21 protein-coding genes and 1 tRNA gene are annotated in these 22693 nt (G+C 58.7%); 8 read left to right on the top strand and 14 right to left on the bottom strand.

What is annotated here, in order from left to right; translation table 11 throughout:
• Positions 1 to 304 precede the first annotated feature (304 nt).
• From AN476_RS22355 to AN476_RS06590, 4 genes are all read right to left on the bottom strand, one after another.
• Positions 305 to 1861: a relaxase/mobilization nuclease domain-containing protein gene (locus tag AN476_RS22355; RefSeq protein ID WP_083464257.1), complete on the bottom strand. Its 1557-nt coding sequence runs from the start codon at positions 1859 to 1861 to the stop codon at positions 305 to 307.
• Positions 1858 to 2187 carry a plasmid mobilization relaxosome protein MobC gene (mobC, locus tag AN476_RS06600; RefSeq protein ID WP_253279841.1) on the bottom strand — a complete coding sequence of 110 codons (330 nt, stop codon included), beginning with the start codon at positions 2185 to 2187 and terminating at the stop codon, positions 1858 to 1860. The genes AN476_RS22355 and mobC overlap by 4 nt, the downstream gene beginning before the upstream one ends.
• A 140-nt stretch (positions 2188 to 2327) precedes the next feature.
• Entirely contained in the window at positions 2328 to 3185 is an 858-nt protein-coding gene (locus AN476_RS06595) for a hypothetical protein (protein WP_054460182.1), read from the bottom strand.
• A 155-nt stretch (positions 3186 to 3340) separates the two neighbouring features.
• Positions 3341 to 3417 (bottom strand) — tRNA-Arg (locus AN476_RS06590).
• 168 nt (positions 3418 to 3585) lie between these two features.
• On the opposite strand from AN476_RS06590, the gene AN476_RS06585 reads away from it, so the two are divergent.
• Positions 3586 to 4611: a LacI family DNA-binding transcriptional regulator gene (locus tag AN476_RS06585; RefSeq protein WP_054460181.1), complete on the top strand. Its 1026-nt coding sequence runs from the start codon at positions 3586 to 3588 to the stop codon at positions 4609 to 4611.
• A complete protein-coding gene (locus AN476_RS06580) occupies positions 4611 to 5825 on the top strand; it encodes a winged helix-turn-helix domain-containing protein (RefSeq protein ID WP_054460180.1) in 1215 nt (404 codons plus the stop codon). The genes AN476_RS06585 and AN476_RS06580 overlap by 1 nt, the downstream gene beginning before the upstream one ends.
• Before the next feature lie 3 nt (positions 5826 to 5828).
• Here AN476_RS06580 and AN476_RS06575 read toward each other — a convergent pair whose 3' ends face one another.
• The 9 genes from AN476_RS06575 to AN476_RS06535 form a co-directional block, all read right to left on the bottom strand.
• Positions 5829 to 6278 carry a thioesterase family protein gene (locus tag AN476_RS06575; protein ID WP_054460179.1) on the bottom strand — a complete coding sequence of 150 codons (450 nt, stop codon included), beginning with the start codon at positions 6276 to 6278 and terminating at the stop codon, positions 5829 to 5831.
• A gap of 133 nt (positions 6279 to 6411) precedes the next feature.
• Positions 6412 to 7917 (bottom strand): TRAP transporter large permease, encoded by a 1506-nt coding sequence (locus AN476_RS06570; RefSeq protein ID WP_054460178.1) that lies wholly within the window; start codon positions 7915 to 7917, stop codon positions 6412 to 6414.
• The gene (locus AN476_RS06565) at positions 7914 to 8495 is read right to left on the bottom strand and encodes a TRAP transporter small permease (RefSeq protein WP_054460177.1); all 582 of its coding nucleotides are present in this window, start codon (positions 8493 to 8495) and stop codon (positions 7914 to 7916) included. Before AN476_RS06565 ends, AN476_RS06570 begins: the two co-directional genes overlap by 4 nt.
• Before the next feature lie 74 nt (positions 8496 to 8569).
• Positions 8570 to 9616: a TRAP transporter substrate-binding protein gene (locus AN476_RS06560; protein ID WP_054460176.1), complete on the bottom strand. Its 1047-nt coding sequence runs from the start codon at positions 9614 to 9616 to the stop codon at positions 8570 to 8572.
• Between the two features lie 501 nt (positions 9617 to 10117).
• Positions 10118 to 10816: a fumarylacetoacetate hydrolase family protein gene (locus AN476_RS06555; RefSeq protein ID WP_054460175.1), complete on the bottom strand. Its 699-nt coding sequence runs from the start codon at positions 10814 to 10816 to the stop codon at positions 10118 to 10120.
• A 106-nt stretch (positions 10817 to 10922) separates the two neighbouring features.
• Entirely contained in the window at positions 10923 to 12386 is a 1464-nt protein-coding gene (locus AN476_RS06550; protein ID WP_054460174.1) for an aldehyde dehydrogenase, read from the bottom strand.
• Between the two features lie 27 nt (positions 12387 to 12413).
• Positions 12414 to 13451 carry an LLM class flavin-dependent oxidoreductase gene (locus tag AN476_RS06545; RefSeq protein ID WP_054460173.1) on the bottom strand — a complete coding sequence of 346 codons (1038 nt, stop codon included), beginning with the start codon at positions 13449 to 13451 and terminating at the stop codon, positions 12414 to 12416.
• Between the two features lie 5 nt (positions 13452 to 13456).
• Positions 13457 to 15211 carry an alpha/beta fold hydrolase gene (locus AN476_RS22350; protein WP_083464256.1) on the bottom strand — a complete coding sequence of 585 codons (1755 nt, stop codon included), beginning with the start codon at positions 15209 to 15211 and terminating at the stop codon, positions 13457 to 13459.
• The gene (locus tag AN476_RS06535; protein WP_054460172.1) at positions 15183 to 15785 is read right to left on the bottom strand and encodes an amino acid synthesis family protein; all 603 of its coding nucleotides are present in this window, start codon (positions 15783 to 15785) and stop codon (positions 15183 to 15185) included. The genes AN476_RS22350 and AN476_RS06535 overlap by 29 nt, the downstream gene beginning before the upstream one ends.
• Positions 15786 to 15892: 107 nt before the next feature.
• Here AN476_RS06535 and AN476_RS06530 point away from each other — a divergent pair, with 107 nt between their 5' ends.
• On the top strand, positions 15893 to 16594 hold the full coding sequence (locus tag AN476_RS06530; protein ID WP_054460171.1) for a GntR family transcriptional regulator: 702 nt from the start codon (positions 15893 to 15895) through the stop codon (positions 16592 to 16594).
• 4 nt (positions 16595 to 16598) lie between these two features.
• Positions 16599 to 16886 (top strand): DUF1330 domain-containing protein, encoded by a 288-nt coding sequence (locus AN476_RS06525; protein ID WP_054460170.1) that lies wholly within the window; start codon positions 16599 to 16601, stop codon positions 16884 to 16886.
• A gap of 22 nt (positions 16887 to 16908) precedes the next feature.
• Here the strand turns inward: AN476_RS06525 and AN476_RS06520 are convergent, their stop codons facing one another.
• Positions 16909 to 17523, bottom strand: a complete 615-nt coding sequence (locus AN476_RS06520) for a helix-turn-helix domain-containing protein (RefSeq protein WP_054460206.1) — start codon at positions 17521 to 17523, stop codon at positions 16909 to 16911.
• A 175-nt stretch (positions 17524 to 17698) separates the two neighbouring features.
• On the opposite strand from AN476_RS06520, the gene lpdA reads away from it, so the two are divergent.
• From lpdA to gcvT, 4 genes are all read left to right on the top strand, one after another.
• Positions 17699 to 19081 (top strand): dihydrolipoyl dehydrogenase, encoded by a 1383-nt coding sequence (gene lpdA, locus AN476_RS06515; protein WP_054460205.1) that lies wholly within the window; start codon positions 17699 to 17701, stop codon positions 19079 to 19081.
• A gap of 26 nt (positions 19082 to 19107) precedes the next feature.
• A complete protein-coding gene (gene lipA, locus AN476_RS06510; protein ID WP_054460169.1) occupies positions 19108 to 20055 on the top strand; it encodes a lipoyl synthase in 948 nt (315 codons plus the stop codon).
• Between the two features lie 25 nt (positions 20056 to 20080).
• Positions 20081 to 21499 (top strand): sodium:alanine symporter family protein, encoded by a 1419-nt coding sequence (locus tag AN476_RS06505; RefSeq protein ID WP_054460168.1) that lies wholly within the window; start codon positions 20081 to 20083, stop codon positions 21497 to 21499.
• 68 nt (positions 21500 to 21567) lie between these two features.
• Entirely contained in the window at positions 21568 to 22665 is a 1098-nt protein-coding gene (gene gcvT / locus AN476_RS06500; RefSeq protein WP_054460167.1) for a glycine cleavage system aminomethyltransferase GcvT, read from the top strand.
• Positions 22666 to 22693: the final 28 nt, after the last annotated feature.

Here is a 22693-nt window from a genome sequence, read left to right as displayed (position 1 = left end):
CCCGCGACCTGTGAGTTGCCCTGAAAAAGCTCGCTGCGCGATGTTCGAATGGCCGAGTTTGGAGCCGCGCTGCGGCACGCCAGACTCAGCGCTTGCAGAAATTTCTACGCTGCGCGCGCACGCAGCGGAAAATAACAATGGCCGGGTTGGGCTCTTTCTAGCTCTTCGCTGCATTCTACATGAAGTTCCGGTTTATCCGCATACCCACCTAGCAAAGCAATCGCAGACGTGTGGTGAATTGCTGCAGAACGAATCTAAGATTCCCACTGCAGACCCTCGAACCACGCCAACATTTGCAGTTAGATCAAAGCGAGTGGCCCGCGCTGCGGTGACTATCTCTCGCGTCTAGCTCTGGTTCAGCCGCTTCTCGGCGTCTTTCGCTAGTTTCCAGCTGGTCTCTAACCCCGCCTGCAGCTTCGCGTAATTCTGCTCCTCGCGCAGCAAGTCGGCCAATGAGGTGACGGACGTGAGATGTGATTTCATCAATAGCGCCACGCAATGCGCCAAGCCATTCACCTTGCTTTCGATCCTGCTGGTCGAGCGCTTCTCCAAGGCGTGCAATTCCTTGGCTGAACTCTCGCAGGCCGTCACCAACCGCTCGACGGATGCGAGCAATTCGCGTTCCAATGCTGTCAGGGTCTGTGTCATCTAGGGTTCCTTGATCTCGATACAGATGATCGGCGTCCCGGCCATGGTGCAGGTCTTCAATTCGGTCCGGTCGGGGTCCAGCGTCACCCAGGTCTTCCCAGGCTGTTCGATCCGCGTCAGGCCAAGTTCCATCAGCTCCGAGCGAGTTGTCAAAGCCGTCCAAAACCAACTCGCCATCAGCACTGTGGTGATCCAGGATGAGACCATCCCCACGATCACCCAGGGTGAGATCGTCAGCCAGCGCCTGATCGTCTCGCTCCGCCTCTCCAACTCGCTCCTGCTGTCGCTCAGAAAGAACCTGATATCGGTCTCGATTGTATGCAGCGCGCTGGTCGCAATGCTGCTGAAATCGCTCCTGAAGCTCTCCAGTTGAGATGCCATCAAGGCGGCGTGGTCGCTGCGTACTGTCTCCAGGTCCGCGTTCAATTTCTCGGCGAGGCGGTTCGGCTTGCCAGTCGTCATGGAAAATCTCTCCTTTCAATCGCCAGCGCTCGCCGGTGTCGGGATCTTTAGTGGTGATGTAATTTTTGCTGGCACGGGGGATCTCGAAGCCCGCGTCTGTGAGCGCGTCGATCATGCTGGCGCGGTCGCTGATGGTGCCGACACTGATCTGATCGAGGATCCAATCGTGGAGCGCTTCGCGACCCTGCGCCCGCGTCGGCGCTTCAATCGTCGCCCTCACTTCGCGGGCGCGCTCTGGGTCCAAAGGGTCTGCCCAACCGTGCGTTTTGTTCATCAAATCGCGGAGGCTGGAAAAGGCGCTCTCATGGCCTGGCGGTGCGATGTTCAACGCCTTGCCCGTGCTCAGCTCAAGGCGCGGCGTGCAGAAGTGCAGCTCGACGTTGCCTTCATGTGAGTGGCGCACCCAGAGACAATCGTATTGATCCCTGTCCAGCCCAGCAAAGGCCAGAGCCTCAAATAGCTCAATGGCCTCTTGCTGGGCGTCGGGACTGGGATCATCGCTGTCGGCAAAGCTGATGACGCCTGCCGTGTAGCTCCACTTGTTGGTGCTCGCGTCGATCAGGTCGCGGGTTTGGTCGGGGCTACCGTGCAGCACCTCGGGCAACGGGTCGCGGATCTTGGTTTGCGGTTTACTGGTGTAGTCGCGGATCAAATTGCGGTTCTCGTCATAGGCAAGAACTTCGCGCGCGATCAGGTAGTCGACGGGTGCAGCACCGCCGCCTGTGCCGGTGGAGAAGAACGAGATAATCATTCGCAGTTCTCGCCTGTGTGTGCCGCCACGATCTGCGCCAACTGCCGTTCGATGGCCACCAACTGCGTCGCGACCTTAAGCGTGTCGATCTGGCTCGCGCGGCCGGATTTAACTGCGCCGTTGATCCAGCGGGAGAGCTGATTGAGGTTGCCGCCGACGCGGGCAATCGCAAAGGTCAGCTTCGGGTCAACGCGAGGGACGGGCTTGCGCCGACGTGCCTCGGTCAGCCCCAAGGCCTCGCGCATCAGCATGGCATTGGGCAGGCCAGCGGCGTGCGCTTTGACCACAAGCGCTGCCTTTTCCGACGGGCTGCATCGAAAGATCACGCTCTCTGAAAGGCCCTCTTTGACGCCGCTTGCGTGCGTCTGGTTGGGGTTTGAAGGGGAGGCTGGCCGCCCCTCACAAGTCCCGCCGATGTAATCGGTGGGTAACCTTGCTCGCTGCTCTTTGTGGGGGTCTGTCGCACTCATGCTCTGAGCCCCGCCGCTTCGATTTCAGCTGAGCTGACCAGGTTCGCGGCCAGCAAAGCGGTCACTTGGCCGGGTGTTATGTGGCGGCAAAGGGGATGCTTGTCCGTGACCCAGTCGGCCAAACCTTTCAGCAATTCAGCCTCTTTGGCTTTGCCCGCTTCTCGCGCCTCCTCAACCTCCTGAAGGTATTTCAACCAACGGCCAGAGGAGAACCAATTGTCGGAGAAGCAGACCTTGGAGCGGGTGAAGCCTTCGCTCTCGGTCGCATAGGCCTGCACGGCGTCCTCGAGGTCTTTGGCGTCCACTCCGTCGGCCAGCGCTTGGCGGATTTGCGAGATACAACCCGCTTTGCCGCGAGCGCGATCCTCAGGATAGGCGGACAAAATCTTTTCTGAAATCTCATCCTCCACCGCTACCTTCGCGTGCGAAGGATTTGGTTTTTGATATGGTTTATATCTGTTCTTATAGGATTTGCCCTCAGGGGCAGATGGCTTGCCCTCAGGGGCAAATGCATCATTTTCCCTTTCGGTCGGATCGATTTGCCCATTTGGGCAAATGGAGTTGCCCAGGGCATACCAACAGGTCCGGTCATAGCGATCATCGCTGAAATTGCCCTTGATGATCAGTTCTGCGCTGACCAACTTTTCGAGCGCTGTTCGGATCTGCTTTTCGCTCAGATAGGAGAACAACTCACTAAAGGCCGAGATCGAATTGTAAGTCCAATACCGCCCGTCTCGAAGGTTGCGGCGATTGGCTTGGTTCTTCTCGATCCAGAAGGTGATGTTCTGGAAAATCACCGCCGCGTTCAGGCCAACACGTCCCGCGATTTCGGGATCAAAGCTATGGCGGCTCATGATTGGCCCCCGAAATACGCACAAACGTGCGAATTTTGTACAGGTTTTGTACGAGAAATCGGCCGTTTCAGCCGACTTCGGCCTGAAATCTCACGGGCCTTTTTGCAAGCTTCCGCACAACGTCCTATAAATAAGCCATATTTTTCAAGTGGTTTTGGCGACCCCGGCAGGATTCGAACCTGCAACCTGCCCCTTAGGAGGGGGCTGCTCTATCCAGTTGAGCCACGGGGCCGAGCCTGTTTACGCGATAGCAAATCCTTTGAACTATCACAATGAGGCGCAGGGCCGGGGCGAGGGATTATTCTAACGATTTGTCGCGCGCCTTTCCTGCGGCGCCCCATTGTACTGTTGGCGCGCACTGGCTAACCTTAAAGCAGCAGAAAATATGAGGCCTTAGATCGTGACCACGGAAACCAAGCGCCCGCTCACCCTACGCGACGTATCAGAAGCCACAGGCGTGTCGGAAATGACCGTAAGCCGTGTGTTGCGAAACCGCGGAGATGTTTCTGAAAAGACCCGCGTCAAGGTTTTGACCGCCGCCAAGGAACTGGGTTATGTGCCCAATAAAATTGCCGGCGCGCTGGCCTCCAAGCGGGTCAATCTGGTGGCCGTGATCATCCCTTCGCTGTCCAATATGGTCTTTCCCGAGGTGCTGACCGGCATCAACCAGGTGTTGGAAAACACGCCGCTGCAGCCGGTGGTCGGCGTGACCGATTACCAGCCGGAGAAAGAGGAAAAAGTCCTCTATGAGATGCTGTCTTGGCGGCCCTCTGGGGTGATCATTGCCGGGCTGGAGCATACCGAAGCGGCGCGGGCGATGCTCAATGCGGCCGGCATTCCGGTGGTCGAAATCATGGATACGGACGGCAAGCCGGTAGATTCCATGGTGGGGATTTCGCATCGCCGTGCAGGCAGCGAGATGGCAAAGGCGATCCTAAAGGCCGGCTATCGCCATATCGGCTTCATGGGCACTAAGATGCCGCTGGATCATCGGGCCCGCAAACGGTTCGAGGGCTTCACCGAGGCCCTGGCGAAGGAAGGCGTTGAGATCGAGGATCGCGCCTTTTACTCTGGCGGCTCAGCACTGGCCAAGGGGCGTGAAATGACGCAGGAAATGCTGGAACGCTCGCCTGAGCTGGATTTCCTTTATTATTCCAACGATATGATCGGTGCGGGCGGGCTGCTCTACCTGATGGATCAGGGCATTGATGTGCCAGGCCAGATTGGTCTTGCCGGCTTTAACGGGGTTGAGCTCTTGCAGGGCTTGCCGCGTCAACTGGCCACCATGGATGCCTGCCGGTTGGAGATCGGGCGCAAAGCGGCCGAGATCATTGCCTCGCAGCTGGATGACCCAGAGGCCGCGCAAGAACATCATGTGACCCTGACTCCCACCATTTCTTATGGTGACACGCTCAAGCGGCGCTGATGGCTCTGCCGCGCCTTGAAAACGCGCAGGCGCGGCGGCTGTTCATGGATCGTCACGCCCTTTTGGAACAGCCTCGCGGGGGCTCCAAAGGCGCGGACCTGCTGCAGTTGATCTCTCGACTGGGGTTTGTTCAGCTCGACAGTATCAACACTGTGGCCCGCGCCCATGATATGATCCTCTATTCCCGCCGACCCAGTTATCGTCCCAACCATCTGACCGATCTGTATCATGGTGGTGGGGCGCTGTTTGAGCATTGGACCCATGATGCGGCGATGATCCCGCTGGCCTATTATCCGCAGTGGCATCTGCGATTTCAGCGGGATGAGGCATTGCTGCGCAAACGCTGGCGCAATTGGCGCCGCGATGGGTTTGAGCAGCAGTTTGAGACTGTGCTGAGCCACATCCGCGATCATGGGCCGGTTAGTTCGTCTGATCTGGGCAAGGATGAGAAAAAGAGTTCAGGTGGTTGGTGGGACTGGCACCCGTCCAAGACCGCGCTGGAGTACTTATGGCGCACCGGGGCGCTGACCGTGATTGGCCGCTCAGGGTTTCAAAAACGCTACGATCTGACCGAACGGGTAATAGAGGAGGCGCTCCATGCGCCCGCAGATCAACTGGATCCGGCGCAGACGGTGGACTGGCTGTGCAACAATGCGCTGGACCGGCTTGGCTTTGCCACGCCAGGAGAGCTTGCCGCGTTCTGGGATACCGCCAGCAATGCCGAGGCGCGGAGCTGGTGCCAAGAGGCAAAGGCCCGTGGCGAGATCGAAGAGATCGAGATTGCGGCCTCGGATGGGAGCCTGCGCAAGAGCCATGCCCGTCCGGGTGTGATTGAACAGGCGGCAGAGCTGGGGCCTGCGCCGGGGCGGGTGCGGGTGCTCAGCCCCTTTGATCCGATGCTGCGCGACCGCAAACGGGCCGAGCGGCTATTTGGATTTTACTACCGGATCGAAGTTTTCACCCCGGCGCCGAAACGCATCTATGGCTATTATGTCTTTCCGCTGATCGAGGGGCAGAAAATGGTAGGGCGCATCGATATGAAGGCGGACCGTCCGGCGGACTGCCTGCGGGTGACCGCGCTCTGGCCCGAGCGCGGTGTGACCTTCACACCCGCGCGCATCAAACGCCTGGAGGCCGAACTGGAACGCACCGCTCGTTTTGCCGGGCTGGGAGCAGTGACCTTCTCGGATGGCTGGCTACATGACCCTGTCTGAAGATTACGCGGGTCGTAGATTGGATTCTATCACCGCGCGGTAGTCCGCCGGGGCGGGGCGGGCTTTAAACTCGGCCGGGTCGATGAAAACACAGGTGAATTTCCCCTCAAAGCAGAGAGTGCCGTTTTGGCGCGCATCGACACGAAAGGTTACCGATTTGGTGCCGATGGCACTTGGCCAGACTTCGCAGTCCAGGCGGTGGCGCGGGGTGACGGGCGAGCGGAATTCCAGATTCATCGATACAAAAGGCGTGCCGGTGCCGCGATCCAGCTCCATCTGATACCAGCCGTCGCCCTCCAGATGATGCTCCCACCAGGCATCGATGGCCTCCAGCGCAAAACTGGGCAAATGGCCCGTATAGGCGATCTGTGCCGGGTCGCAGTGGCCCCAGCCAACGCGGATACTGTGGACAAAGGCGGCGCCGTCGCCGGATTTACCAACTTGTTTTGACATCTTGAGTTCCTTGCCTGCGCTGCGGGTGCGCTAATCTAACTTTGAGGCGGGGATCTTTTAAACCACCCTTAACAAAAAGCCCCCTCCCAGCAGGACTGGAAGAGGGCGCATTTTAGTCTACCTGTGCCGGTGTTTAGTACAACAGATACAGCGGCAGCAGAGTGATAAACGGGAACATCACCAGGATAATCACCCGGATGATATCGGAGGCGACAAAATACATGACTGCCTTGTAGGTATCGATCATCTTGGTCTTGCGATCCATCGCGTTGATGATGAAGAGGTTCATCCCAACGGGCGGTGTAATCAGGCCGACCTCAACCACGATGAGCACGAGAATACCAAACCAGATGGCGACATACTCGGATTCGATGCGGTTGACGCGGCCTTCGGTGACCCGAATGCCCAGTTCCTTCATCTGTTCGCGGGTGAGTTCAGTGCCCGTCGCAATGGCATCTTGTATCGAGGCGAGCATCTCTGCTCCCATGCCATCAGGCACCCCGTTGCTCAGCACCTCCATCGCGGCGCTGGCCTGCATGTCGATCAGTGAAAGCAGACCAAAGTCCATGACTGAGATCACCGGGAAGAAGATCGGAATGGTCAGCAGGATCATCGACAGGCTGTCCATCAGGCAGCCAAAGATCAGATAGAAGGCCAGGATCAGCGCCAGAACCATCCAGGGGCTATAGCCCTGGCTGACAACAAAATCTGCCAGTTCCTGCGGCACCTTGGTCAGGGCGAGGAAACCATTGTAAAAGCCGGCCCCCAGCACGATGAAAAAGATCATCGCGGTGGAGCGGGCTGTCACCATGAAGCTGTCAACCAGATTGGGGCGGTCCAGCCCGCCGTTCAACCAGGCAATCAAGCCGGTGCCGAATGCGCCCACTGCCGCGCCTTCGGTCGGGGTGAACAAGCCGCCGTAGATGCCGCCTACAACCAGTCCAAAGACCATGAGTACTGGCCAGACTTTGACCAAATTGGCAAAGCGTTCGGACCAGGGAATGGCAGGGCGGGTGCCCGCCGCCTTGGGGTTCAGGCGCACATAGATGGAAATCACGATGACATAGCCGATGGCCGCCAGCAGGCCAGGGATAAAGGCCGCGAGGAACAGCTTGGCGATGTTTTGTTCGGTGAGGATGGCATAGATCACCAGCACAACTGAGGGCGGGATCAGAATGCCCAGGGTGCCGCCTGCCGCCAGTGTCGCGGTGGAGAAGCCACCAGCATAGCCGTATTGCTTTAGCTCGGGCAGGGCGACGCGGCCCATGGTGGCGGCTGTAGCCAGCGAGGAGCCACAGATCGCCCCAAAACCGGCGCAGGCCCCGATCGAGGCCATGGCAACACCGCCTTTTTTATGTCCCAGGAAACCTTCGGCGGCTTTGAACAGTGCCGAGGACATGCCTCCCAGGGTGGCAAAATGGCCCATCAGTAGGAACATCGGCACGATGGTCAGCGAATAGGAGGAGAAGGTGGTGTAGGTCTCACTTTTGAGACGGCCAAAGGCCACCTGTGTGCCATCGGTGACCAGGATCAAGCCGCCTAGACCAACGAGGAACATCGACAGGCCAATCGGCACCCGCAAAAAGATAAGCCCCATCAGAACCGGAAAGGAGGCAATGCCAATTTCAAGAGTAGTCACTGTTCACCCTCCACGCCGTCCCAAATCTGGATGCGGCCGGTAAAAAATTCATAAGTGCGGACGGCGGCCATATAGAGCCCAAGCAAGGCGGCGATGCTTGCGCCGAACAAGCTGGCGCCATAGGCCCACCAGACCTTAAATTCCAACAGGAACGAGGTCTCTCCATTGCCAAACTTGCTGATGGTGCCAGCGGCCAGGCGCCAGGCGATCAGCACTAGGACAGCTGCAAACAGGATTTCGGTCACCATGCGCAAAAAGCGGTTCACACCGCGAGGAAAGGCATTGGCGACGACATCAACTGCGGCATGTCCGGCAGAGATCTGGCAGAGGGGAATAAAGGCAAAGATTGCAAAGGCGACACCGGCTTCGACCAGTTCAAAATCGCCATTGATTGGCCCCACCCAGGTGATCATCCAGTCCGAAAAGCCCGGTGCAATCGACTGCATAATGTCGCCGTGGAAGACGCCATTCAACAAGCGACCGATAATCGACAGGCAGGTCATAATGATCAGGAGAGAGAGGACCATACCACCGATAATGGCCATGGATCTGGCCAGCCCCATCATGAGCTTGTGCATGGTTTAAACCCTTTATTGTGCGCAAAGGGCCGCGGCACCAAATGCTGCTGCGGCCCTTTGACTGTATTTCTAGCTTACTTCACGTATTGTGGCGTGTATTTTTCGATCAGGTAGGAGGCTTCATCCAAAAGCGCCTGACCGTCGATGCCTTTTTCGGTCATGTCGGCCAGCCATTTGTCATAGACTGGCTGGGCCAGGTTGCGCCATTCAGTGGTCTGATCTTCGTCCAGGGTGATAACGTTGTTGCCGTTATCAAGCGCAGCTTCCCGTGATGGGCCATCGGAATCGGCCATGGTGCCACCCGCAAAGACCGAGAATTCCAGACCGGAGTTCTCATCAATGGCGGCTTTCTGAGCGTCGGACAGGCTCTCGTATTTCTCTTTGTTCATCGCCAGAACAAAGGTCAGAGTGTAGAGCGCCTTGCCGGTGAACTCGGTGTGGCTTTCAACCAGCTCTGGCACTTTCAGCGCTGCGGTGACTTCCCATGGAATGGTGGTGCCATCGATCACGCCTTTGGACAGGCCTTCGGGGATCGCAGGAACAGGCATACCAACGGGGGTTGCACCCAGCTGTGTCAGCAGCGAGTTGACCGAACGACCACCGCCACGGATTTTCATGCCCTGCAGGTCCGCGGGAGTTTCAACCGGATCGGAGGTATGGATGATGCCAGGGCCGTGAACCCAAGTACCCAGGATTTTGACATCCTTGAACTCGGTGTCTTTCATGTGCTTATCGAACATTTCCCAATAGGCGTGCGACGTGGCACGGGCATTGGTCATCATGAAGGGCAGTTCAAAGACTTCGGTCGAAGGGAAGCGGCCGGGGGTATAGGCAACAACAGTCCAGACGATGTCCGCAACGCCGTCGATGGCCTGGTCCATCAGCTCTGGTGGCTTGCCGCCCAGCTGCATGGAAGGAAAACGGTCAATGGTGATCTCGCCACCGGAGGCCGCTTCGACCTTGTCGGCCCAGACATCCAGGATCAGCTTTGGCACATTGGCCTGGGCTGGCAGAAACTGGTGCAGTTTCAGAGTGACGTTTTCAGCAAATGCCGAGGTGGCGCTGAGGGCCACGATTGCGGCAGCGCCGGCGGCTCCAAGAAGCTTTCTACGAGTGGTCATTTGATTCCTCCCTATTGACCTTGCATCTCCCCATCCTATTGCCCTCGTAAAACGATATTGCAACAAGAGGCTCAATTCTTTTCACTTTGTTCCCAAGGGGCCGGGAATTGTTCGCGAAACGAACGACTGGCCCCCTGCTATTTGGTGCATTTGTAACTATCAATGGCGGATTATACATTTCTTACTCATGAATTCAGCGGTCATGAGCCTCATCAGTTGGCGATCCTCAGCAGGGTATTGATATGTTACAGATTATTCAGGCTATTTGATGATGTGATACATCTCAACACTATGCGCGGTGATTTTCAATCCCTCTTCGCCAGTCAAAAGGCGACAACTTCGCACAGGTGGCGCTGCCGTTTCCTCCGATGACCGGCTCTGATACATGGCGCAGCCGAGGCTGCCAGAGCACCACTATGCAAAGCAGAAAGGGCTTTGCGAATGGACCCAGCGCACATTGCCTTGCACATTTCGCACCTGCTCCGCCCAGAGGCGCAGCCGCTAGGCCGGGTCGATCAAACGCAGCGAGATTGGCGACAGACCGGTGATTCCACCGTTGATCTCCTGGCCGGGCTGGGTGGGGCCGACACCTGCGGGGGTCCCCGTTAGGATAAGATCGCCGGGGCGCAGGTGGTAGAAACCAGACAGGTGACAGATGATTTCCTCGACCGACCAGATCAATTCGGCCAGCGTGGCCTCCTGTTTGATTTCATCATCCAGGGTCAACCAAATGCGTTGATCTGCCACCGGACCCCAATCTTCTGCCTTGGTCAGTGGTGCAAAGACGGCGCCTTGTTCCAGATCCTTGCCCAGATCCCAGGGTCTTTGCTTTTTGCGCTCGCGGATTTGCAGGTCGCGCCGGGTCATGTCCAGCGCGCAGCCATAGCCATAGATCGCCGCGCGGGCCTCTTGGGCCGTGGCACGAAACACTGGTTTGCCAATGGCCAGGGCCAGCTCCATTTCGTAGTGAAAATTCTCTGTCCCCGGAGGGTAGGGGGCAGAGCCGCCGGAAAGCATCGCATTGGCGCTGGATTTGGTGAAGTAGAATGGCGCCTCGCGGTCGACCTCGACCCCCATTTCGGCGGCATGGGCGGCATAGTTGCGGCCCACACAAAAGATCCGGCCAATGGGAAATTCTGCCGTTTCGCCCTCTACCGGGATAGTCAGGGGCTCGGGGAGTGGGAACAGGGTTTCTGGCATGTCAGCACCTCTATTTCTGGCGGCAGGTTTGAACCTGCCTCTGCCTATGTGGTGCCACCATAAGGAGATATTCCGCCTTGCCTATAGGAAAGGATGCGCTTTGTAACTAGCGCATCACAAAGGGGTCGGGGATGGGATCATCTGATGTACGCAGCCAGACGGCTTTGACCTTGGTGTAATCCAGCGCCGCCTGCAGCCCGCCTTCGCGCCCGTGCCCGGACAGCCCATGCCCGCCAAAGGGCGCAATGGGAGAGACCGCCCGGTAGGTATTGACCCAGACAATGCCGGCGCGAATGCCCCGGATCATCCGATGCGCCCGTGTCAGGCTTTGGGTAAAGACACCCGAGGCGAGGCCAAACTTGGTGTCATTGGCAATCTTCATAGCCTCGGCCTCAGTGTCAAAGCTGACCACCGACAGAACCGGGCCAAAGAATTCGCGGCTCAGGCAGGGGGCCTCTGGCGCGTCAGAGCAATCCAGAATGGTTGGCGGAAAGTAATAGCCCGGACCATCCGGCGCGCTGCCGCCGGTGACCAGCTTGGCGCCTGCTGCGGTGGAGGCGGCAATCAGAGCCAGCGCATGGTCGCGCTGCGCCTTTGTGCAAAGGGGGCCAACTTCGGTGGCCATATCATCCGGCGCACCAATGACTACGGCCTCAGCTTTTTCTTTCAACCGCGCCAAGAATTGATTTTTGATCTTGCTGGAAATCACCAGGCGTGAGCCGGCAACGCAGCTTTGTCCCGTGGCGGCAAAAATCCCCGAGATCTGCGCATTCACCGCACTCTCAATGTCGGCGTCCTCAAAAACGATAAAGGGGGATTTGCCGCCCAGCTCCAACGAGGTGGAGGCCAGGTTTTCGGCAGAATTGCGCACGATATGACGGGCGGTTTCAGGCCCGCCGGTAAAGGCGACATGGGCGATCTTGTCGTGGCTGGTGAGCGCGACCCCGGCCTCTGCGCCACCGGTGATCACATTGAGCACACCGGGCGGAAACCCCGCCTGATCAAAGATACGGGTGAATTCCAACATCGGCGCCGGGCCTTCCTCGGAGGCTTTTAGGACCACGGTGCAGCCCGCCGCCAGCGCTGGGCCGATCTTCACTGCGGACAGGAACAGCTGCGAGTTCCAGGGCACCACGGCGGCAACCACACCGATGGGTTCGCGCCGCAGCCAGACCTCCATGTCGGGCTTATCAATGGGCAGATGTGCGCCCTCGATCTTATCGGCGAGGCCCGCATAATAGCGGTAGTAGTCCGCTACATAGGCGATCTGGGCCGAGGTCTCGCGGATGATCTTGCCGGTGTCGCGGGTTTCCAGCTCGGCCAGACGCGGCGCGTTTTGAGCTACCAAATCCGCCAGCCGCAGCAACAGTTTGCCGCGCTGGCTGGCGCTTATAAGGGCCCAGTCCGGAGCAAAAAAAGCATCCTCGGCGGCCTGAACGGCCCGGTCCACATCGGCAACACTGGCCTCGGGCATCTTTGCCCAGACCGTGCCAGTGGCAGGGTCTAGGCTCTCGAACTGGGCAGAACCTGCATCAAACTGGCCGCCGATATATTGCTGAAACTGCTGCATTGTCTGTCCTTGTTGGAAACCTGAACCTTAGGTGAAGGCGGGCATGACCTCATTGATGAAACGCTCCAGCGAGGCTTTCTTGCGCTCAAAGCTCATGCTGGAGTCGATCCAGAATGAGTATTCGTCATAGCCCAGGGCCTCGTATGCCTTGATCCGTTCAATGACACCTGCGGGCTCGGCGATGACCAGATCGCGCTCCATCGCTTCTGGAGAGTAAAAGGGATGGGCGGCGATCTCGTGTTGCGAAAGCTCTTTGATCAGGCCTTGCTCCACGGGGCGTTCATTTTTGAACCAGGCGCCAAAGTAGCAGTAGAACCGGTTCAACTCTTCGGCGGCCAGCTTCACGTCTTCGGCGCTGTCCGCCACATAGGTGTGCAGCAGCAGCATGATTTTGGGACGCGGAGTGTCGGGGAACTTGGCGCAGGCATCGGTGAAACGCTGCATCAGGCTGGCGATTTCGCCGTCCCCTTGCCACAGCGGCGTCACCTGAACGTTGCAGTTGTTGGCGACGGCAAACTCGTGGCTGTTGGGGTCACGCGCTGCCACCCAGATCGGCGGGCCGTCCTGCTGAACTGGCTTGGGTGAGGAGGTGGTCTTGGGGAAGGAGTGGAATTCGCCTTCCTGGGCATAATCCCCCTGCCACAGGCCCTGCACCGCGGGGATCAGCTCACGCATGCGTTGCCCGGCCTCCCAAGCATCCATGCCGGGCATCATGCGCTCGTATTCATAGGAATAAGCGCCCCGAGCGATGCCAAGATCCAGCCGCCCTTCGGTGATGATATCGGTCAGCGCCGCCTCACCTGCCAGGCGGATGGGGTGCCAGAAGGGCGCAATCACCGTGCCGGTGCCCAGACGGACATTTTCAGTGTGGCGGGCCACATCGACGAGATTCAAAAAGGGATTGGGCGAGATGGTGAAATTCATCCCGTGGTGCTCACCGGTCCAGATCGCATGCATACCGCCACGATCAGCGATTTTGCACAGTTCGATGAACTCATCATAGAGCTGCTTTTGGTCCTGATCGGGCGAAATACGCTCCATATGCGCAAACAAGGAAAACTTCATGTCACTCAACTCCCTGACACGATTTTGCGGACATCGCCGCTGATCTGGTTGCCGTAAAATACCCCGTAGTTGCCCATGCGGCTTTCACTGGCAAAACGTTCGAGCATGATGCGCAGGGCCGGGTCGGTCACCTCCATCATGGTCGACGCGCTGAGCGGCGTGAAGCAGCCCCGTTTCGGCGTGCCATCGGCGGCCTGACAAAGGAACGAGATATGCTGGTGTTCGCGCGCACCGTCTTCAAAAACTGAATAGATAAACCCGGGATCCGCCTCTAACCCACAGGTCGCGATCAGCTCGCCCAGAGCGACAGATGCTCCGGCGCGGCCTACGGGTTTTTGTGGCAGGGTTAGCCCGCCATTGCCATCATCGACCAGCAGCACTTCGCCAGCGCGTTCAATCAGGGCAGAGACCACCAGATTGGCGCCCTGTGCAAGAGCTTCGGCCTCGGCTGCCGGGGTGACATAGGCGCCACGGGCATAGCCCAGACCGGGGGCGGTGCTGGTGTCGAATGCTTCGACCTTGCCGATCAGGATCACATGATCGCCGGCCTCAACGGTTTTATGCATGGAGCAGTCGAACCAGGCAGAGACGCCCGACAGAAGGGGGGAGCCATGCGGGCCAACCTGCCAGTCCACCGCCGCAAAGCGGTCCTCGGACGGTCGGGCAAAGGTATTGGAGATCTCTTTTTGATCTTCCGCGAGGATGTTCACCGCAAAACCAGAGGCCTGGGTCAGGGCCTCGTAATTGCGTGAGCTATTGGCCAGGCAGACCAGCACCAGGGGCGGATCCAGCGAGACCGAGGAAAAGGAGTTGGCGGTAAAGCCCAATGGGGTGCCATCACTGTCATGGCTTGTCACCACGGTGACGCCGGTCATGAAGGTGCCAAAGGCGTCGCGCAGGGCGCGCGGGTCAAGTGGGGTAGGGGCCATTGGGATCTCCTTCGTTTGGTCTGGCGTTTCGTCAGAGGTGGTCTCGGGACGATGCAGCCAGCGCGTCAGGCTGTCAGTCACCGCATCAGCCGCGGTGAGATTAACCATATGGCGACCGGGCAGGATTTCCACTTCGCCGTTCTGGGCCATCTCCGCCATGGCGCGTGACATGGCTGGGGTCGAATTGGGATCGGCGTCCCCCGTCAACGCCAGCAGCGGGCAGGTGATCTGCCCCCATTGGTCGGCATAGGTGGCGTCGCTGCGGGCAAAGGCGCCATAGGCGGTGGCGTAGCCGCTCCGATCAACCGCTGAAAGCCAGTCACGAACCTGTTCGCGGGCGTGCTGTTCTACGTGAGAGACGCCAAACCAACGTGTCAGCGGCGTTTCCAGATCGACCTTGCCTGCTTTGATTTCGGCGGAGCGGGCCAGAACGGCCTCACTGGCTTGTTGTGAGCGTTTGAACACGCCATTGATCAACGCAACCCGGCGCAGCATTTCGGGGTGTGTGCAGGCAAAACCACCGGCGATCAGCGCCCCCATGGAATGTCCTGCCAGATTGACCGGGCCGGTGTTCAGCGTGGTGAGCGCGGCCTTCAGCCAGGCGACATAGTCCGGCAGCACGGCACCTTCAGGCAGGGGGCTGCTGCCCCCATGGCCGGGCATATCCAGCGCCAGCACTCGGTGGGTTTTTGACAGTGCTTCGAACTGTGGTGCCCAGGCGGCGCTCTGCATGCCGACCCCGTGGATCAATACCAGGGGCTCGCCCGAGCCTGCCGCGCGGTAGCTAAGACTGCCGTATGGCTCAGACAGCTGCAGGGTTGTCGACGTCATGGCCCAGATCCTTGAGGTCTTGATAACGGTCTCCAATGCGGTGATGCGGACGCCCGCCGATGGAGGCGCCAAGGGCCACGACGATTTCATCTGCTGCCGGGGCATCGGCCACCGATGTCTGGATGGTCAGATAGTGCGAGCGACGACCGCCGTCGTTCTTGTCCATCAGGGGGATCATAAGCGGCGCATTGGCCGGACCGCGGGTGTTGGAGAAGGCGAGATAGCTTTTTGCGCCGACGGCCTCGCGGTAATGGTTGCCAAAGCGCAGGGTGTGGATCAGCGCCGAGGCGTGCTCGACCTCACCGTCCAGACCAACAATGGCGGACTTGCCATAGCCTTCGACCTTGTCGCCGCCACCGGCAGCATCAAGCACCATCTTGGTCAGCATCTCGCCCAGACCCGGTGCGCAGTCATGAATTTCCGGTTTCAGATCATCCACAAAGCCCCGCCCGGCCCAGGGGTTTTTGATCACGGCAATGGCAGCAATCATCTTGAGCGGCGTGGCGGCCTCTTTGCCGCCCTCGATCAGGGTTTCTTCGACGTGCAGCAGGGTTTTGCGAATGATGGCGGGCATGGGGCACCTGAATTGGAGTGAAACTGTTTGATTGACATATGGTATACCATAATCTCGTACGTCAAGAATTAGTTGTCTCTTTTTGGAGGGGCTGGTAGGTAGAAGCCATGGAAAACCCCGCTCTGGCTCAGCTGAAAATCGAACAACCGCCTGCAACGCTTCGTGAAATCGTGCAGGAAAAAATGCGTGAAGCGATCATATCTGGTGTGTTCTCGCCGGGTGAACGTCTGGTGGAGCGGCCCTTGTGTGATCAATTGGGGGTCAGCCGGACGGTGATCCGCGAGACGATTCGCTATCTCGAGGCCGAAGGTCTGGTAGAGATCCTGCCCAATCGCGGCCCCATCGTGGCACCGCTGAGCTGGGAGGATGCACGCCAGATCTACGAGATCCGTCGCATGCTGGAAACCGCAGCGGCTGTGGCCTGCGCCCAGTCGGGGTCCCGCAGATTACACGCGGAATTGCAGGCTGCGCTTGAAGCACTGAAACAGGCCTTTGCGCAGTCTGCTTCAGAGGCGCTGCCGGGGGCCTTGTTCAAGGCCTCGACCGGGTTTTATCAGGTGATGTTTGAGGCTGCAGGGCATCATATCGCCTGGGAGGTGGTCAACCGGCTGAATGGGAGGATCAGCCGGTTGCGCGCCATGACCCTGTCGGCTTCGGATCGTGCGCAGCCCGGTTTGGCCCATATGCAGGCGATCTGTGATGCCATCGTGGCGGGCGATGCAGCGGCGGCGCAGCACGCGGTGGAGACCCATCTGGCGGATGCCTCCGCCGTGGCCGAACGGCTGCTTTCAGGGGAAGAAAAGGAATAGCGCGATGGCCAAGGCCTATTGGATCGCCCATGTGACAGTCACCAACCCGGAAGTCTATGCAGGCTATCAGGCGGTTGCTCCGGCGGCCTTTCAGCAGCATGGCGCAAAGTTTCTAGCCCGCGGTGGCGAGGCAGAGACCCTGGAAGGCGAAAGTTGGCAACGCCACGTGGTGATAGAGTTCGACAGCCTGCAACAGGCCCGCGACTGCTACACTTCACCAGAGTATAAAAAGGCCCGCGCGCTGCGGGCCGGGGCCTGCGAGGCCAGCATCACCATTGTCGAAGGGACTTGAGGCGGCAGTTTCCTGCTGGAAACTAGATTTCCAGTGAGACCCAGAGCACTTTGGCGTCTTCGTCGCTGACGGAAACACAGCCGTGGCCCATGCCGCTGTCGTAATAGACCGAATCACCGGCACTCATATTGAGGGGGCGATAGTGCTCGGTATAGAGCACCAGATCTCCGCTGATCACATACATGAACTCTTCGCCACGATGGCGGACCCAGCTTTCATACTCGGTGACGTCGCGCGCCTTGATGGTGCTGATATAGGGCAGCATCCGCTTGCTGGTGAGCTCGGTACACAGGAGTTCATGATCATAGGTCTTGGTTTCCTGATGCTCGCCGCGCCCGGACAACGTGTAATCGCGCCGTCCCGAAATGCTGCTTTGCGCCGACTGAACGAACAATTGCGGCGTTTCCAGCTCCAAAGTTTGCATCAGACGGCGAATAATCTCGAAACTGGGGCGGGTCTGGTTGTTCTCGATCTTGGAGAGAGTCGAGCGCCCGATGGCCGCCGCCTTGGCTGCTTCCTCTAGCGTCAGTCCCTTCTCTTTGCGTGCGTCGCGAATCATTTTTCCCAGGACTTCACCGTCTGGTGCTTCCGTTGGGTCAGCTGCGAGCCCTGTTTCTTCTGACTGAACCGGTTCCATTTTTTGCGATTTCTCCTGTTGCGACTGAACCTTAGCTTTGATGTATTCGGCAGTCAAAATTTCCACACGAGATCTTTTGTTGATTAAAGGGGAAAAGTTTCCTAAACGAACATAACGCCGCATACAGGCGCATACATTCATGTTTGAGAACATGTCGCTCTGGGAGGGGAAACGGATGAGCAGCTTTGATCTGGTGGTAATCGGTGGTGGTCCTGGTGGCTATGTCGCGGCAATCCGGGCTGCTCAGCTGGGATTGAAGGTTGCCTGTGTCGAAGGCCGTGGCGCACTGGGCGGTACCTGCCTCAACGTGGGGTGTATCCCATCGAAGGCGTTGCTGACCTCCTCGGGCAAATATGCCGAGCTTTCCCATCTTGCGGGTCATGGTGTTTCCGTTGAAGGAGCCAGTGTAGATGTCCCTGCGATGATGGGGCGCAAGGAAAAGATCGTTGGCGATCTAACCAAAGGCATTGCCTTTCTGTTCAAAAAGAACGGTGTCGCGCTGATTGAAGGCTGGGCCAGCATTCCCGCCCCAGGTCAGGTGCAGGTCGGCGATCAGGTCATCGAAACAAAGAACATTCTCATTGCCACCGGGTCTGAACCCACGCCCCTCCCTGGCGTGGAGATCGACGAGGTGGACGTGCTGACCAGTACCGGCGCTTTGGAGCTTTCCTCCGTGCCTGAGCATTTGGTGGTGGTTGGCGCCGGCGTGATCGGGCTTGAATTAGGTCAGGTCTGGTCACGTCTGGGCGCGAAGGTGACGGTCGTCGAATATCTCGACCGGGTGCTGCCGGGTATCGATGGCGAGATTGCCAAACTGGCGCAGCGTGCGCTCAGCAAGAAGGGACTGAAGTTCCAGCTGGGGCGGGCCTTGCAGTCCATTGAAAAGACAGATGCAGGTCTGTCGCTAACGCTGGAGCGCGTTGGCAAATATAAGATCGAGCAGCTTGAGGCTGACAAGGTGTTGATTGCCATCGGTCGGCGTCCGGTCACCCGTGGTCTGGGGTTGGAAGCTCTGGGTGTCTCGGTGACAGCGCGTGGCGTTATTGAGGTGGACGAGACTTTCCAGACATCGGTGCCCGGCATCTATGCCATTGGCGATTGTGTGCCCGGCCCGATGCTGGCGCATAAAGCCGAGGAAGACGGAGTAGCCTGTGTCGAAATGCTGGCAGGTGAGCACGGGCATGTCGACTACGGCACCGTGCCCGGCGTGGTTTACACCGACCCCGAAGTGGCCTCGGTTGGTGTGACCGAAGAGGCGCTGAAAGAAGCTGGCACAGAGTATAAGGTTGGCAAATTCTCCTTTATGGCCAACTCCCGTGCCCGTTCCAGTGGGGAAACCGACGGCGCGGTCAAGGTGCTGGCGGACATGGAGGGGAAGATCCTCGGAGCGCATCTTTGTGGTGCCCATGGGGGTGATCTGATCGCAGAGCTGGTTCTGGCCATGACCAAAGGTCTCACGGTTCAGGAGGTCGCTGCCAGCTGTCACGCACATCCTTCGATGGCGGAAGCGGTGAAGGAAGCCTGCCTGGATGCCATGGACCGCGCGATTCACGCCTAAGGACGCAGCCTGAGGAGGTTACCCCAATGAATGTACAAGCTCCCCGCCTACGCCATCCCGAAAAGGCAAAGAAGGCAGACAGCGTGATCCCGCGCAAGCCCAAGTGGATTCGTAAGAAAAAGATCGAAAGCGCCGAGTATTACGAAACCCGCCGCCTGATGCGCGATCATGACCTCTCCACAGTCTGCGAAGAGGCCTCTTGCCCCAATATCGGCGAATGCTGGTCCAAGAAACACGCCACCATGATGATCATGGGCGAGATCTGCACCCGTGGCTGTTCCTTTTGCAATGTGATGACGGGGCGCCCTGATGCGTTGGATGCCTTTGAGCCGGGTCGCGTGGCCCAGGCGGTCAAGAAGCTGGGGCTGCGCCATGTTGTGATCACCTCTGTGGATCGCGACGATCTGCAGGACGGTGGGGCCGAACATATTGCCCAGACCATTCGCGCGGTCCGCCACCAGAACCCAAACACAACTGTCGAAGTCCTGACCCCGGATTTCCTGGGCAAAGGCGCGGCGGCGCAAGCGGTATTTGAGGCCGCTCCGGATGTGTTCAACCACAATCTGGAAACTGTGCCACATCTCTATGCCACCGTGCGCCCCGGCGCGCGCTACTATACTTCGCTGCGCCTGCTGGATGACGCCAAACGGGCGAATCCGTCGCTGTTTACCAAGTCGGGCCTGATGGTTGGCCTTGGGGAGAGTATGAGCGACGTGCGTCAGGTCATGGATGACCTGCGCGCGGCGAATGTCGATTTTCTAACCGTGGGCCAATATCTGCAGCCCACGCCAAAGCATCACCCGATCGACCGTTTCTGGTCGCCGGAGGAATTCGAACAACTGGAACAGATCGCCCGCAACAAGGGCTTTTTGGGGGTGTCTGCCACTGCGCTGACACGCTCGTCGTTCCACGCGGACGAAGATTTTGCCGCTCTCAAACAGGCCCGGGATCGGGCGCTGGTCGAGAGTGTTTGAACCGTAACGCATTGGGAGGGAAACCATGGAAGCGTTAAGTAATTTTGTAGGATGGGTGAACGGAGTCGTTTGGGGGCCGCCAATGCTGGTGCTCATCCTCGGCGTTGGCCTGTTCCTGCAGGTCGGCCTGAAAGTCATGCCGATCCGTAAACTGGGCATGGGCTTTGGTCTGATGTTCAAAGGTCGCGAAGGTGCTGGCGAAGGCCAGATTTCGCCTTTTAACGCGCTGATGACGGCCCTGTCCGCCACCATCGGGACCGGTAACATCGCCGGTGTTGCCACCGCGGTCTTCCTGGGTGGCCCTGGCGCGCTGTTCTGGATGTGGATGACCGCATTGGTCGGCATGGCGACCAAATTCTGCGAAGCCGTTCTGGCGGTGAAATACCGCGAGAAGGACGAAGAGGGCAACTACGTCGGCGGCCCGATGTATTACATCAAGAACGGTCTGGGGTCGAAATGGGCTTGGCTGGGTGTGCTCTTTGCGATCTTTGGCGGCGTTGCAGCCTTTGGCATCGGCAATGGCGTACAGGCCAACGGTGTTGCACAGGTTCTGGAAGTGAACTTCTCCATCCCAACATGGATCTCGGGTGTTGCGCTGATGGCCTTGACCGCAGCGGTGATCCTGGGTGGCATTACCCGCATCGGTAACGTTGCCGGTAAATTGGTGCCAGTCATGGCGGTTGGCTACATCACTGCAGGTATTGTGGTTCTGGTGCTGAACATCGGTGCCCTAGGGGATGCTCTGGGCCAGGTCTTTACCTACGCCTTTACACCCTGGGCGGCCAAAGGTGGCGCAGCTGGTGCAGCCGTTTGGTTGGCAATCCGCTTTGGTGTGGCCCGTGGCGTCTTCTCGAACGAAGCCGGCCTTGGTTCCGCGCCGATCGCGCATGCCGCCGCTGAGACCAAAGGCCCGGTAAACCAGGGTCTGATCGCGATGCTGGGGACCTTTATCGATACCATCATCGTTTGCTCGATCACCGGTCTGGCCATCATTGCCTCAGGCGCTTTGGATGTGGCCGTGGCGGACTTCCTGGCCAATGGCGACAAAGAAGGCTTCTCGGCAATCTCTGGCGCGGCTCTGACCTCGCTGGCCTTTGAGACTTCGCTGCCCGGCTTTGGCGGTTACTTCATCGCTGTGGCCCTGTCGATCTTTGCTTTCACCACCATCCTGGGCTGGTCCTACTATGGTGAGAAATGCATGGAGTTCCTGTTTGGTGTTAAGGTGATGTTGCCTTACCGTCTGTTGTGGATCGTCGCCATCTACTTTGGTGCCACCGCTGACCTCGGCTTTATCTGGCTGCTGGCGGATACGCTGAATGCCATGATGGCGCTGCCAAACCTGATCGCCCTGGCCCTGCTGAGCCCGGTTGTCTTCAAAGTAACCAAAGAGTTCTTTGCAACCAACGGCCAGTCGGAAGAGCCTGGCTATAAGGCAAGCGAATAAACCAAAACCGGAGGGCGCAGCCTGCGCCCTCCACCCCCTATCACACCTCTAGTAAAAGGCTGCACAGGATGACCGACGCACCTAAACGCACTCCGCTTTATGATCTGCACGTCGAACTTGGCGGCAAGATGGTTGATTTTGCCGGCTGGGAAATGCCGGTGCAGTATCCCATGGGCATCATGGGTGAGCACAAGCAATGCCGCGAAAAAGCAGGCCTGTTTGATGTCTCCCATATGGGGCAAGTGATCCTGAAGGGCGATGATGTTGCCGCCCAGCTGGAAAAGATCGCGCCCTCTGCCTTTACTACGCTGAAAGAAGGCAAGGCCCGCTACACATTCTTCACCAATGACAATGGCGGCATCATGGATGACCTGATTGTCTCCAATGCCGGTGATCATTTCTTTGTCGTGGTCAATGCTTCCATGCGTCACCAGGACATCCCGCATATGGCCAAGCACCTCGAGGGCGTCGAAGTGACCGAGATCTTTGATCGCGCCTTGGTGGCTGTTCAGGGTCCTTCGGCGGAAAACGTTGTGGGTGATCTGTGCCCCGCTGCCCGTGATATGAAATTCATGGAAACCCTGGTGGCGGACATCAAGGGTGTCGAATGCCGCATCTCCCGCCTCGGCTACACCGGCGAAGACGGCTATGAAATCTCGATCCCCGAAGACAAAGCGGTTGAGATCACCCGTGCTTTCCTGGCCCATGACGAGTGTGAGCCCGCAGGTCTGGGGGCCCGCGACTCCCTGCGGCTTGAGGCTGGCCTTTGCCTATATGGCAATGACATCGACAACGACACCACACCCGTCGAGGCCTCGCTGACCTGGGCGATGCAAAAGCGCCGCAAAGAGGAAGGTGGCTTCCCCGGTGCCGCCCGCATCCAGAAAGAACTGGCCGAGGGAGCAGCCCGCAAGCTGGTCGGCATCAAGCCGGAAGGCCGTGCCCCTGCGCGCCAGGGTGTCGAAGTGCAATGCGCTGACGGCAACACCATCGGTGCCATCACCTCGGGCGGCTTTGGTCCCACCGTGGGTGCCCCCGTTGCCATGGGCTATGTCGCGGCAGGTCACGGCCAGCCCGGCGAAAAGGTCAATCTGATCATCCGGGGCAAGGCCCAGCCGGCGGAAATCGTCGCGCTGCCCTTCGTGACCCAGAACTACAAACGCTAAGTCAAACGATAAGATACGAGGAGAGTCT

It is taken from the genome of Phaeobacter sp. 11ANDIMAR09, assembly GCF_001294455.1.
Classification (GTDB): Bacteria; Pseudomonadota; Alphaproteobacteria; order Rhodobacterales; family Rhodobacteraceae; genus Pseudophaeobacter.
Note: the sequence above shows the minus strand (reverse complement) of the source record. Positions and strands in the feature narration are given on the sequence as shown.